General features: G+C 63.9%; 14 protein-coding genes. 7 read left to right on the top strand and 7 right to left on the bottom strand.

Going from position 1 to position 14,693, the window contains the following annotated elements; all coding sequences use genetic code 11:
* The first annotated feature begins 114 nt into the window (after nucleotides 1–114).
* Nucleotides 115–411, top strand: coding sequence for a hypothetical protein (locus ACVWY6_RS09890; protein WP_457537692.1), 297 nt, complete (start codon nucleotides 115–117; stop codon nucleotides 409–411).
* 105 nt (nucleotides 412–516) lie between these two features.
* On the opposite strand, the gene ACVWY6_RS09885 is transcribed toward ACVWY6_RS09890, so the two are convergent.
* Together ACVWY6_RS09885 and ACVWY6_RS09880 are read right to left on the bottom strand one after the other, a co-directional pair.
* Complete coding sequence (locus ACVWY6_RS09885; protein WP_457537691.1) at nucleotides 517–1,095, bottom strand: nuclear transport factor 2 family protein; 579 nt, start codon at nucleotides 1,093–1,095, stop codon at nucleotides 517–519.
* Nucleotides 1,096–1,108: 13 nt separating this feature from the next.
* The gene (locus ACVWY6_RS09880) at nucleotides 1,109–2,284 is read right to left on the bottom strand and encodes a flavin reductase family protein (protein WP_457537689.1); all 1,176 of its coding nucleotides are present in this window, start codon (nucleotides 2,282–2,284) and stop codon (nucleotides 1,109–1,111) included.
* A 148-nt stretch (nucleotides 2,285–2,432) separates the two neighbouring features.
* Here ACVWY6_RS09880 and ACVWY6_RS09875 point away from each other — a divergent pair, with 148 nt between their 5' ends.
* Both ACVWY6_RS09875 and ACVWY6_RS09870 read left to right on the top strand, forming a co-directional pair.
* The gene (locus tag ACVWY6_RS09875; protein ID WP_457537688.1) at nucleotides 2,433–3,734 is read left to right on the top strand and encodes an amidase; all 1,302 of its coding nucleotides are present in this window, start codon (nucleotides 2,433–2,435) and stop codon (nucleotides 3,732–3,734) included.
* A gap of 69 nt (nucleotides 3,735–3,803) precedes the next feature.
* Nucleotides 3,804–4,454, top strand: a complete 651-nt coding sequence (locus ACVWY6_RS09870) for a response regulator transcription factor (protein ID WP_457537687.1) — start codon at nucleotides 3,804–3,806, stop codon at nucleotides 4,452–4,454.
* Nucleotides 4,455–4,486: 32 nt separating this feature from the next.
* Here ACVWY6_RS09870 and ACVWY6_RS09865 read toward each other — a convergent pair whose 3' ends face one another.
* The 3 genes from ACVWY6_RS09865 to ACVWY6_RS09855 form a co-directional block, all read right to left on the bottom strand.
* Nucleotides 4,487–5,251 carry an SDR family NAD(P)-dependent oxidoreductase gene (locus ACVWY6_RS09865; protein ID WP_457537685.1) on the bottom strand — a complete coding sequence of 255 codons (765 nt, stop codon included), beginning with the start codon at nucleotides 5,249–5,251 and terminating at the stop codon, nucleotides 4,487–4,489.
* Nucleotides 5,252–5,282: 31 nt separating this feature from the next.
* The gene (locus ACVWY6_RS09860; RefSeq protein ID WP_023957167.1) at nucleotides 5,283–5,648 is read right to left on the bottom strand and encodes a hypothetical protein; all 366 of its coding nucleotides are present in this window, start codon (nucleotides 5,646–5,648) and stop codon (nucleotides 5,283–5,285) included.
* A gap of 62 nt (nucleotides 5,649–5,710) precedes the next feature.
* Nucleotides 5,711–6,883, bottom strand: coding sequence for an acyl-CoA dehydrogenase family protein (locus tag ACVWY6_RS09855; protein ID WP_062795409.1), 1,173 nt, complete (start codon nucleotides 6,881–6,883; stop codon nucleotides 5,711–5,713).
* 155 nt (nucleotides 6,884–7,038) lie between these two features.
* Between ACVWY6_RS09855 and ACVWY6_RS09850 the strand changes: the two genes are divergently transcribed.
* A complete protein-coding gene (locus tag ACVWY6_RS09850) occupies nucleotides 7,039–8,565 on the top strand; it encodes a PAS domain S-box protein (RefSeq protein WP_457537684.1) in 1,527 nt (508 codons plus the stop codon).
* Here ACVWY6_RS09850 and ACVWY6_RS09845 read toward each other — a convergent pair.
* Nucleotides 8,553–9,638, bottom strand: coding sequence for a spore photoproduct lyase family protein (locus ACVWY6_RS09845; protein ID WP_457537682.1), 1,086 nt, complete (start codon nucleotides 9,636–9,638; stop codon nucleotides 8,553–8,555). The genes ACVWY6_RS09850 and ACVWY6_RS09845 overlap by 13 nt on opposite strands.
* 66 nt (nucleotides 9,639–9,704) lie before the next feature.
* Nucleotides 9,705–10,274 (bottom strand): DinB family protein, encoded by a 570-nt coding sequence (locus tag ACVWY6_RS09840; RefSeq protein WP_457537680.1) that lies wholly within the window; start codon nucleotides 10,272–10,274, stop codon nucleotides 9,705–9,707.
* A gap of 216 nt (nucleotides 10,275–10,490) precedes the next feature.
* Here ACVWY6_RS09840 and ACVWY6_RS09835 point away from each other — a divergent pair, with 216 nt between their 5' ends.
* The 3 genes from ACVWY6_RS09835 (at nucleotide 10,491) to ACVWY6_RS09825 (ending at nucleotide 14,641) form a co-directional block, all read left to right on the top strand.
* Complete coding sequence (locus tag ACVWY6_RS09835) at nucleotides 10,491–12,728, top strand: NADP-dependent isocitrate dehydrogenase (RefSeq protein WP_457537678.1); 2,238 nt, start codon at nucleotides 10,491–10,493, stop codon at nucleotides 12,726–12,728.
* A gap of 314 nt (nucleotides 12,729–13,042) precedes the next feature.
* Entirely contained in the window at nucleotides 13,043–13,945 is a 903-nt protein-coding gene (locus ACVWY6_RS09830) for a cyclopropane mycolic acid synthase family methyltransferase (RefSeq protein WP_457537676.1), read from the top strand.
* Between the two features lie 6 nt (nucleotides 13,946–13,951).
* Nucleotides 13,952–14,641, top strand: coding sequence for an enoyl-CoA hydratase/isomerase family protein (locus ACVWY6_RS09825; protein WP_023957180.1), 690 nt, complete (start codon nucleotides 13,952–13,954; stop codon nucleotides 14,639–14,641).
* The last annotated feature ends 52 nt before the right edge of the window (nucleotides 14,642–14,693 follow it).

Genomic DNA, 14,693 nt, shown 5'->3' with positions numbered 1-14,693 from the left:
CCGGACGAGCCTCCTCCGCCGTAGACTCGGGCAGTGGCCGGCCGCATGCTCAGCCAGTCAGAGCCGAACTCGTAGATGCCACAACCCATGCGAGGAAAGATCCACGGAATCGAAATGACCTCAACAGCCCGCACCGCCACAGCCGGCGAGCACCGGATGACCCTCACCTGTTACAACGACACTTTCGGGTACGGATGGCGGCACGTCGATCTCTTCACCCGCGACGCTTCCGGCCGGGAGCTGAACTGGGTCCACTGGACGGTGCCGGCCGACGGGCCTGACGCCGCCGACGCGGTGACCGCCCGTGTCGAGCCGACGCTGCGGCGCACTTCTGACTGGCGTCACAAGGTCAGCGCCGGCGGAATGGACTACTGGGAAGCCGATGCAGTCTGGGCGGACGACGACGTATAGGCGCACCCCACGAACAACGCCCCCGGATCCGTTCGAGATCTCGGGGGCGTTTGTTCTTTGGGGGCGTTTGTTCTTCGGACCGAAGGTTCTGCGTGAGAACGGCCCTCAGGGCTTCATGACCACGGAGGTGGATGGGTAGCTCTCGGCGAACTCCTCGGGAAGCGGCGCGATGAAGACGTTCTCTGTGCGGGTCCTCGATATCTTCCAGGCCCCGGACTCTTTCCGGAACGCGTTGTTCAACCGACTCGACCGCAGCAGACTCCTGCCGTCGGAGAACAACCACGGCTGCATGTGGATCCAGTGACCCTCTGCCGTGTCACCGTCGACGTGGATTTGCTCCGAGGTGAGGTAGTGCGCGTTCAACAGCAGGGCGGGATCTTGCTTCTCACCCCAGAAGTTCTGGAAGTGGGCCCGTAGTGCATCGCGGCCCACCGCGCGACCGAACTGACCGTTGTAGTACTCGCCAACTCCTTCCCACACGGCGTCGGCGGTGTAGAGATCGACGATCGCGTCGATGCGCTGGGCGTCATCGACTATGCCGGGGTCAGGGCAGGGTGTGTCGCACAAGAGCATGTAACGTGCCTGCAGTCTTCGTATCTCGGCCTCTGCTTCGAGTACCTCGACGCGTGCGGCGAGGGTCGCCAGCGCTTCGTCTCGACCGGCGTCGGTCGTGTTCGTCGTCATCTTCTGCTCCTCCTCATCCGGCTTCCAGCACGCGGACGACTGCCCGCGCCTCGTCCAGCCAGGCGTTGATCGTGGACCCCGTGCTCTGGGGCGGCAGCTGGCCCAGGCGCAGCGTCAATGAATACTCGCCCGCAGGATCTCGCACCGGTAACACGATCGAGCCGACGTCGTAGACCTGCTGCTCGTCGACCTCGCGTACCCGATAGTCGACCGACGCCCGTCCGATCGATTCGCGAATGTTTCGCTCCTGCGATGGGGTCAACCGGCCCTTCTCGTAACGTTTTGTCGCGTCTCGCATCTCGTCGTACGCCGCGCTCCCCTCCACGGGCAGGAACGACAGCAGGTAGCCACGCTCACGCACGAACTCGAGCCGCATCCGGTGCATGTCCTTGACCTCTGCACTTGCTTCGCGCAGTTTGTCGACCCAGCGCTCCTGCTCTTCGATGGGCCGGGAGAAGACGTAGCTGTCCCCGATCGGCGGGACCATCGGCACCCGGTGGGCAAGCCCTTCTTCTCGGTCGACTCCTACCCCGGTGGCAGACAACACGGTGGCCATCTCGTCGCAGCTGACCGCGGTGAACACCGACACCTCGCATCCGATCGAGTTGGCCAACGCCTCGACCTCGGCACGAGCACCGTGAGCGGCGTGGATGGCAGGCAGGATCTCGTGATCCATGCGTGCCATCAACGACGTGGAGACGAAACTGCCGTAGCCGCCCTGAAAGAAGATCAGAGGCGACACCGGGTTTGCCACCGCCATGTCGTTGACCCGACACAGGACGATCCAATGATCGCCAGCCTCAACGGTGTTCCAGATCGTCGTGTCGATCCATGCGATCGATTCCGACAGCACGGGATCGCCCGACGGCGAGGGGAACCATTCGATGCCATCGAGCTTGTTCTCCCAACGCTGCGCGATGGTCAGCACGATGTCTTCCTGCTCCCCACCCAGGATGTTGATGCACAGCGACGAGCACTCACGCATCTTCGCAAACGTGCGCGAGGTCATCATCGGCATGAACGACACCAGAGGCGGATCGAGAGACACCGAGTTGAACGTGCCGACGACCATCGCGAGGATGTCGCCTTCACTGTCGCGGCCGGTCACCACCACGACGCCGGTCGGGTAGTGCCCCATCACTTCTCGGAACACGTGCGGGTCCACCGGAGCCGTAGCGGGATGGGACATGATTGCCTTCCTGTGGGCAGGATGCGAGCTCGATACTGTGCTGGCAGCAACGTATTGCTCACCTCCCCTACACCGGTAGGAGAGAAATCTTTACTGTTCCCCGTCGCCGCGGGCGGGCACACTGGCGGCACCGGATATGAAGGAGACAATGGTGATCGCTGAGCACCTGACACGGTCGATCGAGGATCAGGCGGCCGCCGTCGGCAACGGTGACGTGACCGCCGAGGAACTCGCCTCGGCAGTCCGCGGCGAGATCGAAGGCGCCGAATCACGTATCGCGGCTTGGGTTCACCTGTCGACCGAGACGATGAACGAAGCACGCGAACGAGACCGGGACCGGGACAACGGCGCCCTGCCGCTGCGCGGGATCTCCGTGGGGGTCAAAGACCTCATCGACGTCGCCGGAATCCCTACGCGCGCCGGATCGTCGACCACATCGGCCGACCCTGCCCTCGCCGACGCGCCCTGCGTCGCCCGGCTGCGCGAACTCGGCGCCGTGGTCCAGGGCAAAACCGTCACAACCGAATTCGGGTACTTCGCACCCGGCCCGACACGAAATCCCTTCGCGATCGATCACACGCCCGGCGGTTCTTCGAGCGGTTCCGCAGCCGCTCTGGGAGCCGGCACCCTGCCCCTTGCCTTGGGTACCCAAACCGCAGGGTCACTCACCCGGCCGGCGTCGTTCTGCGGCGCGGCAGGAATGGTTTTCGCGCACGGCACAACCGACCTGGCAGGTGTGTGCGGATTGAGCGAATCGCTCGATTCGCTGGGGATGCTCACCCGCACGGTGTCCGACCTGGCGTACGTGTACTCGTCGTTCACCGGCCGGGAACTGCAGCCGAGCAGCACAGACAGCATAGGCACCGTATTCGTCTGGGATGGAACGGCACTCGGGGACATCGAGCCTCCGATGGCGCGATTGATCGAGCAGGCGCCCACGCTCTTGCGTGCGGCAGGCCGTGCGACTGCACGTTTGGAGTGGGACGACCAGGTGCGTGAGCTCGCCCGAGATCACCTCACCGTGATGGCCCATGAAGCGGCCATCACGCTCGACGCCGTGTACAACCAGCACTCCCGAACTCTGAGCGATCCCCTTCGACAGCTGATCGACGACGGCCGGAACACATCAGAGGGTGACCGTGATGCGGCCCTCCTCCGACGTGAGCGTTTACGAGCGCAACTCGTGGACCGCATCGGACGATCGATCATCGTCGGCCCGGCAGCACTCGGGCCGGCACCCGCCGGCCTCGCTGCCACCGGATCGCCTGTCTTGAGTCGGCCTTGGCAGTTACTCGGGGCCCCGGTGGTGACCGTGCCCGGTGCACGTACTGTCGCCGGGCTTCCGCTCGGACTGCAGCTCATCGGCCATCCTGGCCATGAGGGCGAGCTCTTCGACGTCGCGATCGCCCTCGAAGCCGCACTGCGGGCTCTGCCCCCGGTTCAGGACTGACGCGCACCAGAGAGGGTAGAGTCGACTCGTCTCCATTGCCAGGTTCCAGATGCGGAGATCCGAGGAGAAATGTCCGATCAGCCAACCGATGACCCACGACCGGCAACGGTCTACGTTGTCGATGACGATCCCGAACTCTGCGAGTCGGTCGCTTGGTTACTCGACAGCATCGGCATCACGCCGCGGATCTTCCACAGCGCCGACGAGTTCCTCTCGGCGTACAACGGCGACCACGCGGCGTGCATCGTGCTCGATGTCCGGATGCCCCAGATCAGCGGAACCCGTTTGCAGGAGAAGCTGACTGCGTTTGCGCCCCACGTGGCGATCATCTTCGTCTCCGCCCACGGTGACATCCGGATGTCGGTGAAGACCCTTCAGGCCGGGGCACTCGACTTCCTCGAGAAACCATACGAACCGCAGCGCCTGCTCGACGCGGTTCAGGCCGGCGTCGAGAAGGCCGACAGCAGGTTCCGGCAGTTCCGTCTGCAGCAGGCGGTGCAGGTCAAGGTGGCGTCGCTGACACCTCGCGAACGCCAGATCCTCGCCCTGGTTGTCGAGGGGCTACCCAGCCAGAACATCGCCCGCCGCCTCGGGATGAGTGTCAAGACGGTCGACGTGCACCGCGCGCGGATCAAGAGCAAGACCGACGCGGACAGTATCAGCACGCTGGTGCGTGACGTCCTGCGCTTCGACGTCGACATCGCCGTCGACCACGACTAGAGCTACCTCGTCGCTGTCGTTCCCACGGCAGGTCAGCGAAGGTAGAGACCCCCGTTGACGTCCCAGCATGCGCCCGTGACAAAACTCGCGCCGGCAGAGGTCAGCAAACTCACCACGTCACCGATGAACGCCGGGTCGCCGAGCCTGCCGACCGGGATACCCGCGATCACCGCATCCAGTTTCTCGGGCGGTACGGTTGCGCGGACCACCGGAAGATCATGTGGGCCAGGCGCTATGGCATTCACCGTCACCCCCTGCGCTGCGAGCTCTCGGGCAAAGATCTTGGTGGCCGTGAGAATCGCGCCTTTCGACGACGCATAGTGCCCACCTGTCGCGGTCCCACCGTTCTGACCGGCAAGCGAGGCCATGTTGACGATTCGGCCGTACCTCTGTTCGGCCATTGCCGCACCGAGTATCTGGCAACCGAAGAAGATGCTGTTGACGTTGGTCGTCAGCACCCGCGTGAAGTCCTCCTCGCAGAGGGTCATCAGGTCGGCCGCCTGGGTGACTGCGGCGTTGTTCACCAGAATGGTTGGTACACCCCAGAGTTCGCGGCACTCGTCGAGCACGCGGGCGAACTCTGCTCGATGGGCCACATCTAGTGCCACCGCGCGTGCGGTGGTGCCATCGGGTGACAGTTCGGCCGCAATCGACTCGGCCGCATCGACCGCGATGTCGGTGAGGAGAACTCGATGACCGTCCGCGTGCAGTCGGCCGGCAATGTGGCGGCCCATTCCCCCTGCCGCCCCGGTCACCACCGCGATACCGGTCTGGGTGGCGTGCTCGTCTCGCATCATCGGTTCACCTCGTGGTCGGCGCTCGGTGTGGTCAGTCAAGTGCGACGTCGTCGCGAATCGTCAACTCGCGGCCCATCCGGGCCTCGATCTTGAAGTACTTCCACAGGGCGTACTCGCCGATCATGGTGGTGCGAAGCAGGTTGCAGGCTTCCTTGACCGTCGGCTGATCACGCACATCGGCCAGCACGTAACACGTCCACGGCCAACCGTCCGACGGTCCCACCATGTGCGAATCGTCGTCGAACGTGCCGATGATGTCGACGCCGTCCATGTTCTTGAGGTTCGACAGCATCGTCGAGATGGCAACCCAGACGGGGCCGATCTCGGACTTCGGCAGGTCGAAGAAATTCTGGTTGTTACCGATGCAGAAGAGTGTGCGTAGCGGCTCGGTGGCCATGATGTCCTACTCCTTGGTCGAGGTGAATGTTGCTGCTGCACAATGCCTGGGGAAGGCAGCGTTCAGGGGAAGCTGGGAATCCCGGCGTCCAGTCCGAGGATCAGCGCGCCGGCTGCCTCGTACGTATGGGTCTGCAGCATGGCGTGCTGTGCGGGGACAAGTGCGTCCTGCACATATCGCTGCAGTGGGTGGGTCTCGTAGATCGCGCCGGTACCCGCAAGGTCGAACGCCTGCAGCACCACAGCACGCCCGACATGCGCGGCGTGTGTTGCACACAGCCGCAACATCGCCCGGTCCGTGTCCGAGATGGGCTCATCGGCAACAGCTTTGCGCCATACCTGCTCGCTGGTCTCGTAGAAGAAGGCGCGCGCCGACCGCAACTCCGCCTCTGCCTTGGCAACTCCCGACTTGTAGGCGGGCCGATTGCCCTTGGCCTCACCGCCGGTGATGGACGACTTGGCCGCCCCCACCTCGATGACGTGGTCGAGAGCTCCCCTGGCCGCGCCCAGCGCCACCACCGCAAGCACCTGCGCGGCGTAGGCCAGCGACGGATACCGGGTGAGGGGTTCGTCGACCTGCGGAGCCCCGCCCCGGACGAAGGTCATCTCGTCGGGGACGAACAGCCTCTCAGCGCGGATCGAGTGGCTTCCGGTGGCCTTCATCCCGGCCACCGACCAGTTGTCGACGATCTCCACATCGTCGGGGTGGACGAGGGCGGTCAGTGGTTTGCCTCCGGTGTCCGGCCCACCGACGAGTCCGATGCCCAGGATGTCCGCGCCGCGGCATCCGCTGGCGAACTGCCATACGCCCGAGCAGACGAAGCCACCGTCAACCTTTTCGGCCTTCTGCATCGGGAAAAGACCACCGGCATAGGCGACATCGGGCCCTTCGGCATAGATCTTCTCCTGGGTCTCGACGGGCAGAGCCGCGAAGTAGACCAGCGCCGAACCGAAGCTCGAGACCCATCCCGTGGCTGGATCGACAGCGGAGATGCGCTCGATCAGTCGCATGAAGTCGGCGGGCGGCACTGGCTCACCGCCGAACGCGGCTGGCGTGGAGGCGCGGTAGATCCCGGCGCGCTTGAGGAGTTCGATGTAGTCCTTGGGCACAAATCGCTGCTCGTTGAACTCGTCGCGACGTGCTCGGAGCACCTCGAGTGCGTGATCAAAAGCTGCGTCTCGTGCCGGACCCGCCGGTTCCGCGGACACCTTCTGCGTCACGCTCTCGGTCGTCATCGCTGTCTCCCATTCGTTCGAAATCGCTCTGCCGCAAACGCTATGGACGCGGCCGATTCCGCGGTATCGGGACTTCCCGCGTGGCGACTAAGCAATTCCTTACTTGCACCCCGGCCCCGGGCACCCGATGCTGAAGGCCTGCAAAGGAGGCGGATGTGCCCGAATTGACGGCAAGCGACTACGAGCGCCTGGTCAGGTCACTGCGGTACTGCGTCCTCGTACACGACGCGGTGACGAAAGACATCCTGTGGGCCAACCCGGCGGCCGCCGAACTCCTCGAGTTCAGTGTGGAAGAACTGCGTCCCCTGAAGGCACCGGACATGAGTGCCCGCGAACGCCGGTACCGGCGGTCGGTCGGCCGCCAGTGGCTGCAGGACGCCGCGGACAACGGTGTGGCGGTCACCGAATGGGCGTACCGGGCCAAGAGCGGCCGGGTCATCCTCACCGAGGCAATCGCCATTCGCGTCGAGCTGTCCGCCCGACCGGTGGTGATGGTCCAGTTCCGCGACATCGAACACGAAGCGCTGATGCGTAGCAACCTGGTGCGCACAGAGGCCGACCTCACCAGAACCGAGGCACGTCTGGCGGCCTTTTTACGGAGTATGAGCGAAGGCATTCTTGTCCTCGACGACGACGGCCTGATCACGTACGCCAGTGAGGCAGCGGCTGCGTTGCTCGACTCGTCGGTCGACGACCTGGTCGGCGCACAGTTCATCAACTTCTGCCGTCCAGGAGAATCCCGGCAGAGCGTGCAGGCTGCGCTCGGGCGCACAGCGCGCCACGGTGAGCCAGAGAGCATCCGCTATGAGCTGGCTCTGCCGAGTGGACGTGTGCGATGGCATTCGGGTAGTTGTCAGCACATCGAGATCGAGAACGACCTCAGCGGTTCTCTGCTGTTGTGCCACGACGTGACCGAACACGTCCTCACCGAGCAAGCGCATCGCCGTGACGCCCAGTACCTCAATCATCTGGCCCGGTACAACGCCATGGGCGACATGGCCATGGCCATCGCTCATGAACTCGCCCAGCCGCTCGCTGCCGCCACCAACTACCTGGCGGGTACACAGAGCCGCCTCGGCGACAGCCAGTCGGGGCAAGAAGACATCCACCGCGGGCTCGAACATGCACGCAGACAACTCGATCGGGCCAACAACATCGTGCGGAGCCTGCGGGAGTACGTCACCACTCTCGAGGAGTCACAGCAGCACACAGACCTCAACGACATCGTCGCGGAGTGTGCCTATTTCATCGACCTGCGCGCCCGGGAGCGGGGGGTCATTGTGCAGTACGCACCTGCCGAAGACCCGGTCGAAGTGGTGTGCGAGCGGGTGCTGACCGGGCAGGTGGTGCTCAACCTGTGTTTCAACGCCATCGAGGAGATGGCGGAGTGGCCGGCGGAGCAACGAATGGTGTCGGTGGCGGTGCGGCGGGAGCGAGGCTTTGGCGTTTTCACCGTCACCGATCAAGGAAAAGGCTTGTCACACATGCCTTCCGGCCGCATTTTCGACGGCGCGTTCACCGACAAGTCGACCGGCCACGGCATCGGGCTGGCCCTGAGCCACCGGATCATCACCCGCCAGGGTGGAACCCTGTCGGCTCGCGAGAACTTCCCTCGCGGCGCCGTGTTCGAGTTTCATCTCCCCCTCGGCGACGATCCGGATCCGACTGGTCAGAACGCATAGCGGACAGTCAGCCACGGGGCGTGCGTCGCGATCAGCTCGACCATCGTGTGCACGGCGTCGGCTTTGACCGTGTTGCGATACCGCACGTTAATTCCGCCCGACTGCGACCGCTTGGTCTGCTGGATGCCCGGAGTCCACAACACCTCTTCGGCCTTGGGGTGCCAGCCGAGGTTCACCTCGTGCAGGTCGCGGTTGTGGGTGAGCGTGATGATCTCGACTGCCGCCTGCTGTTTGAAACGTTCATCCGTCGCATCGCCCAGACGGCGGAGCAGCTCCGTCCAGCGCTCCCGCCATCCGGCCGAGAGCACCACCGGCGAGAAGTTCAGGTGCACCTCGTACCCGGCGTCGACGAAGTCGTTCAACACCGCGAGGCGGTCGTCGATGGTCGACGTACGGATGTCGAGCAACCTCGAGTCCGCCTCCGGCATCAGCGAGAACCGGATGCGGGTGCCCCGCCGCGGGTCGAGGTCGAGCAGGTCCCGGTTCACGTACTTGGTGGCAAAGCTGGCCTTGGCGCCGGCCTGTCTGGCGAAGAACGCGATGAGGTCGGCGACGTTGTCGCTGATGGTCGCATCCACGCTGCAGTCGCTGTTCTCGCCGATGTCGTAGACCCAATCATCCGGATCGCACTGGTTGGGCGCGGGCTTGGCGCCCTGCCGCCGGATGTGCCTGCCGAGGTAGCCGATGATGGCGTCGATGTTGGTGAACACGGTGACCGGGTTGGCGTAACCCTTCCGGCGCGGCACATAGCAGTAGGCGCAGGCCATGGCGCACCCGTTGGCCGCCGACGGCGCGATCCAGTCAGCAGACCTCCCGTTGGGTCGCGCCGTCAGCGACTTCTTCACACCGAGGACAAGATCTTCGGTCTTGACCCTCACCCATCGATTGACATTGCCCTCATTGCCATGCAACGACGGGATCTGCCAGTGCGACTCGACGTCGATGATCTCGGCGTCGGGGAATCGCGCGAGCACCTGCTGGCCGCGCAGATCGGCTTGAGCCTCCGGCTCGGCCCAGATCCGGCGCACCTGCAGCAACGGCGAACGGGGGCGCGCAGACGACGAAGAGGTCACGGCCGACATCTATCACGGGCCTCTGACAACCGGCCGCCGGACAACAGACCCGCAAGCCGGTCGCGGTCACTCGCCGAGGCCGTCACTCCAATCCATGTCCCCGGAGATGGCCGCCATGGTGCTCTGACCGTCGAGCGCCTCGCGGATGATGTCGGCATGGCCGCAGTGATGCGCGGTCTCACGGAGCAGATGCAGCGCCATCTTGCGGACCGACCACCACTCCCGCTCGGGCTGCCAGGGTGCGGTCGGCTGAGGGATCAGGTCGTCAAGACTCTCCACCTCCGCGATCACACGGTCGTAGTCCGCGGCGGCCCGGTCGTACTCGTCCAGCCAATCCGAGAGTGTCTCGCCCTCATTGAGGGCGTACGCGTCCACAGCCGCGTCCATGTCGAACTCGGCGTTCTCGTCGCGCTCGCGGATGGTCGCGGCATGTTCTCGCTCGCCACGGGCGAGGTGCTTGATCAAGCCGCCGATGGTGAGTCCACTGACCGTCGACCGCGTGCGGGACTGAGCGTCGGTGAGGCCGCGTGCGGTGACCTTCAGCAGCGCTCGCTGATCGGCGAGAAGCGTCAGGATGTCGGCTTTCTCGTCGGTGACGGGGACGCTGAGGGTGACGGAGGTGTATGTGCCGGCCATGGTGTGGTCCTTTCTGGGAGGAACTGAACGCCCATGACGTTATGACCGATTGCGGTCAGAAACGGTCCGCGATTGTCCGATGTTCACACACCGGTTTGCGGGCGGTCAGCACCCACCCACCCCTTTGCTCGCACGATGTCCCATTCGCCGTGATACTGGTAACTAGGGGCAAAACCCCTCTTGAAAACGCTACGGAAACCGGAGACGAAGCAAATTATGAACGCTAAGCAGCCCACCATCATCTACACACTGACGGACGAGGCGCCGATGCTTGCGACCCACGCATTCCTGCCGGTGGTCCGTGCTTTCGCCGGTGCGGCTGACATCAACGTCGAATCAACCGACATCTCCGTGGCGAGCCGCATCCTCGCCGAGTTCCCCGATTACCTGCCCGAAGATCAGCGCATCCCGGACAACCTGGGCGAGCTGGGCCGGCTCACCCAACTGCCCGACACCAACATCATCAAGCTGCCCAACATCAGTGCCTCGGTGCCGCAGTTGCTCGCCGCGATCAAGGAGCTCAAGTCCAAGGGGTACAAACTCCCCGACTACCCGGGCAACCCGAAGACGGACGAAGAAAAAGAGATCTACGACCGCTACGTCAAGTGCCTCGGCAGTGCGGTCAATCCCGTCCTGCGCGAAGGCAATTCGGACCGGCGCGCACCCAAGGCAGTGAAAGAGTACGCGCGCAAACACCCCCACAGCATGGGCGAGTGGTCGATGGCGTCACGCACCCACGTGGCACACATGCGCGAGGGCGATTTCTACCACGGCGAGAAGTCGATGACCGTGGACAGCGACCGCGAGGTCAAGATGGAACTGCTGACCGAGAGCGGCCAGACGCTTGTGCTCAAGCCCAAGGTGACGCTCAATGCCGGCGACGTGATCGACAGCATGTTCATGAGCAAGAAGGCCCTGATCCAGTTCTACGAAGAGCAAATGGAAGACGCCTACAAGACGGGCGTCATGTTCTCGCTCCACGTCAAGGCCACCATGATGCGGGTGTCGCATCCCATCGTCTTCGGGCACGCGGTGCGGGTTTTCTACAAGGACGCGTTCGCCAAGCACGGCGAGCTGTTCGATGAGCTGGGTGTCAATGTCAACAACGGCTTGTCCGATCTATACGACAAGATCGAGTCACTCCCGGCGTCGAAAAAAGAAGAGATCATCGACGACCTCCACAAGTGCCACGAGCACCGTCCCGAGCTAGCGATGGTCGATTCCGCCCGCGGCATCTCGAACTTCCATTCGCCGAGCGACGTGATCGTCGATGCCTCCATGCCGGCGATGATCCGGGCCGGCGGCAAGATGTACGGCGCCGATGGCCGCCCCAAGGACACCAAGGCCGTGAACCCTGAGTCCACCTTCTCCCGCATCTACCAGGAGATGGTGAACTTCTGTAAGACCAACGGCGCCTTCGACCCGGCGACGATGGGCACCGTCCCCAATGTCGGCCTGATGGCGCAGAAGGCCGAGGAATACGGTTCACACGACAAGACCTTCGAGGTTCCCGAAGGCGGCGTCGCCAATATCACTGACCTCGCCACGGGCGAGGTGCTCTTGACCCAGAACGTGGAAGAAGGCGACATCTGGCGCCTCTGCATCGTCAAGGATGCGCCGATCCGCGACTGGGTGGCGCTGGCCGTGCGGCGTGCGCGTGAGTCGGGGATGCCCGTGGTGTTCTGGCTCGATCCCTACCGTCCGCACGAGAACGAACTGATCACGAAGGTGAAGACGTACCTCGCCGACCACGACACCGAGGGACTCGACATCCAGATCATGTCGCAGGTGCGGGCCATCCGGTACACGATGGAACGACTCGTGCGCGGTCTCGACACCATCTCCGCGACCGGCAACATCCTGCGCGACTACCTCACCGACCTGTTCCCGATCCTCGAGCTGGGTACGAGCGCCAAGATGCTCTCGATCGTGCCGTTGATGGCAGGCGGCGGACTGTACGAAACGGGCGCCGGCGGCTCGGCACCCAAGCACGTCAAGCAGCTGCTCGAAGAGAACCATCTACGGTGGGATTCGCTCGGCGAGTACCTGGCGCTCGCCGTCAGCCTGGAGGACCTCGGCACCAAGACCGGCGACAAGCGGGCGACCATCTTGGCGAAAACACTCGATGCCGCAACCGGAAAGCTGCTGGAGAACAGCAAGGGGCCCTCGCGCAACACCGGCGAACTCGACAACCGGGGCAGCCAGTTCTATCTCGCGATGTACTGGGCGCAGGAGCTGGCCGACCAGACCGAGGACGAGGAACTGCGCAAGTACTTCGCACCGCTGGCCAAGTCGCTGGCCGAGAACGAAGACACCATCGTCAAGGAGTTCAACGAGGCCCAGGGGCAACCCGCGGACATCGGCGGGTACTACGCGCCCGACCCCGAACTCGCGACCGCCGTCATGCGGCCGAGCAAGACCTTCAACGAGGCCCTGGAGTCTGCCCAGAAGTGACGTGCCCGCAGCGCTGACGGACCAAATCGTCTGAACAGCAACCTTTTTGACATGGACGGATCGTGGGAGACCTGAGGTCTCCCACGATCCGTCCTTTGCTCTTTCCAGGTGGTATCGGACGCGCGCATTCCACGAATGGAAAATCGTTGCGTTCTATGGCAAAGTGACTGCCGTCACACCGGCTCCAAGAACGCGGGTCGCCGCCAGACACCGGAATCTGTCTGTGCCGATGTTTGCGCCCCGCGCTGGTGAATCGAGACCAAACCAAACCCGTGTGGGCGGCATCGGCCGCAGGCATGGAAGGAATGCCTTCGATGACCGAATTGACGCCGTTCTACGATGACGTGCAGTCCCACTACGACTTGTCCGACGAGTTCTTCGCGTTGTTCCTCGACCCCACCCGCACATACAGCTGCGCGTATTTCGAGCGCGACGACATGACACTCGAGGAAGCAGAGATCGCCAAAATCGATCTGGCACTGGGCAAATGCGACCTGGAGCCGGGTATGACACTGCTCGACGTCGGCTGCGGGTGGGGATCGACCCTGCTCCACGCAGTAGAGAAGTACGACGTGAACGTCATCGGACTCACCCTCAGCCGCAATCAGCACCGTTATGCCAGCGAATTGCTGGAGAACCGGTCTGCCACCCATCGCAGTGCAGAGGTGCGATTGCAGGGCTGGGAGGATTTTGACCAGCCGGTCGACCGGATCGTGTCGATCGGCGCATTCGAGCACTTCCGGCGTGAACGCTATGACGCATTCTTCGACCGTTGCAACACGCTCCTGCCCGACGACGGCAGGATGCTGTTGCACACCATCGTCGGCTTCAACCGTCACCAGATCCGGGACAAGGGCCTGCCGATCAACCGGGAGATCATGGAGTTCGGGAAGTTCATCCAGTACGAGATTTTCCCCGGTGGCCAACTGCCCGAACCACAGTGGGTGGTGGACGGCGCGAATCGAGCCGGCTTCACCGTCGAGCGCGTCCATCCGCTGCAGTTGCACTACGCGCGCACGCTCGATTGCTGGGCGGAGGCGTTGCAGAAGCGGCGCGACGAGGCGATCGAGGTCGCCTCGGAGGACACCTACAACACCTACGTGAAGTACCTGACCGGTTGTGCCGATTACTTCCGTAAGGGGTACATCGACATCATGCAGTTCAGTCTGGCCAAGCCGACCGCCCGGCCACTTCCGGCGAAGTTCTCACAGGGCTGAGGAACAGTGCCCTACTTGGACAAAGACGGCGAGGTGTCGGTTCTGCATCTCGGCGGGCACGACTCCCCCGATCCTCAGAACCGTTTCAATCCGGACTGGCTCAAGACCGCTCATGCTCTGCTCGACGAGGTGGAAGCCGAGGTCGGGCCGCGCGCCCTGGTCACAACCGGCCACGGCAAGTACTACTCCACCGGCGCAGATTTGAGCTGGGGCGCGCAAAATCCGGGCCAGATCGACTGGTGCCTGAGTGAAATCCAGGCTCTGCTCGCGCGCCTCCTGGCGTTTCCGATGCCGACGGTGGCGGCGATGCAAGGTCACGCTTTCGGCGCAGGTGCGTTCCTCGCCATCGCCCACGACCACTCGGTGATGCGGGCCGACCGCGGTTATCTCTGCTTCCCCGGCATCACCCTGGGTGCAGCCTATGCACCCGGGGTGCTGGCGCTGACCGCTGCGCGTCTGCCTGCACGTGCCGGACATGAAGCACTGATGACAGGCCGGCGATACGGCGGAGAAGAGGCACTTCGGTTGGGGCTTGTCGACGAGGTCGCGGAAGAGGCCGACGTGCTGACCGCCGCGGTCGAGTGGGCCCGCTCCAACGCCAACACCCGGTCTGAGGTACTCGGTGACATCAAACGTGGTCTGCATCCAGAGGTGTTCGAAGCACTGAAGCAGCCGGTCAGCGGATACAACCAGTAGCGCGACAAGCGGCGGTCGCTGCCGATTACGTTCTTGTGCAGGACAACCCGGG

Source organism: Williamsia sp. R60 (genome assembly GCF_054063855.1).
This window is presented reverse-complemented; position numbering and strand designations above follow the sequence as displayed.

Excerpts from the sequence above, each read along its gene's own strand:
- ACVWY6_RS09890 (WP_457537692.1), top strand. The coding sequence starts at position 115 with ATGACCTCAACAGCCCGCACCGCCACAGCCGGCGAGCACCGGATGACC.
- ACVWY6_RS09840 (WP_457537680.1), bottom strand. The coding sequence starts at position 10,274 with ATGGCCGGCACATACACCTCCGTCACCCTCAGCGTCCCCGTCACCGAC.
- ACVWY6_RS09830 (WP_457537676.1), top strand. The coding sequence starts at position 13,043 with ATGACCGAATTGACGCCGTTCTACGATGACGTGCAGTCCCACTACGAC.
- ACVWY6_RS09855 (WP_062795409.1), bottom strand. The coding sequence starts at position 6,883 with ATGACGACCGAGAGCGTGACGCAGAAGGTGTCCGCGGAACCGGCGGGT.
- ACVWY6_RS09835 (WP_457537678.1), top strand. The coding sequence starts at position 10,491 with ATGAACGCTAAGCAGCCCACCATCATCTACACACTGACGGACGAGGCG.
- ACVWY6_RS09885 (WP_457537691.1), bottom strand. The coding sequence starts at position 1,095 with ATGACGACGAACACGACCGACGCCGGTCGAGACGAAGCGCTGGCGACC.
- ACVWY6_RS09870 (WP_457537687.1), top strand. The coding sequence starts at position 3,804 with ATGTCCGATCAGCCAACCGATGACCCACGACCGGCAACGGTCTACGTT.
- ACVWY6_RS09860 (WP_023957167.1), bottom strand. The coding sequence starts at position 5,648 with ATGGCCACCGAGCCGCTACGCACACTCTTCTGCATCGGTAACAACCAG.
- ACVWY6_RS09880 (WP_457537689.1), bottom strand. The coding sequence starts at position 2,284 with ATGTCCCATCCCGCTACGGCTCCGGTGGACCCGCACGTGTTCCGAGAA.
- ACVWY6_RS09875 (WP_457537688.1), top strand. The coding sequence starts at position 2,433 with ATGGTGATCGCTGAGCACCTGACACGGTCGATCGAGGATCAGGCGGCC.
- ACVWY6_RS09865 (WP_457537685.1), bottom strand. The coding sequence starts at position 5,251 with ATGATGCGAGACGAGCACGCCACCCAGACCGGTATCGCGGTGGTGACC.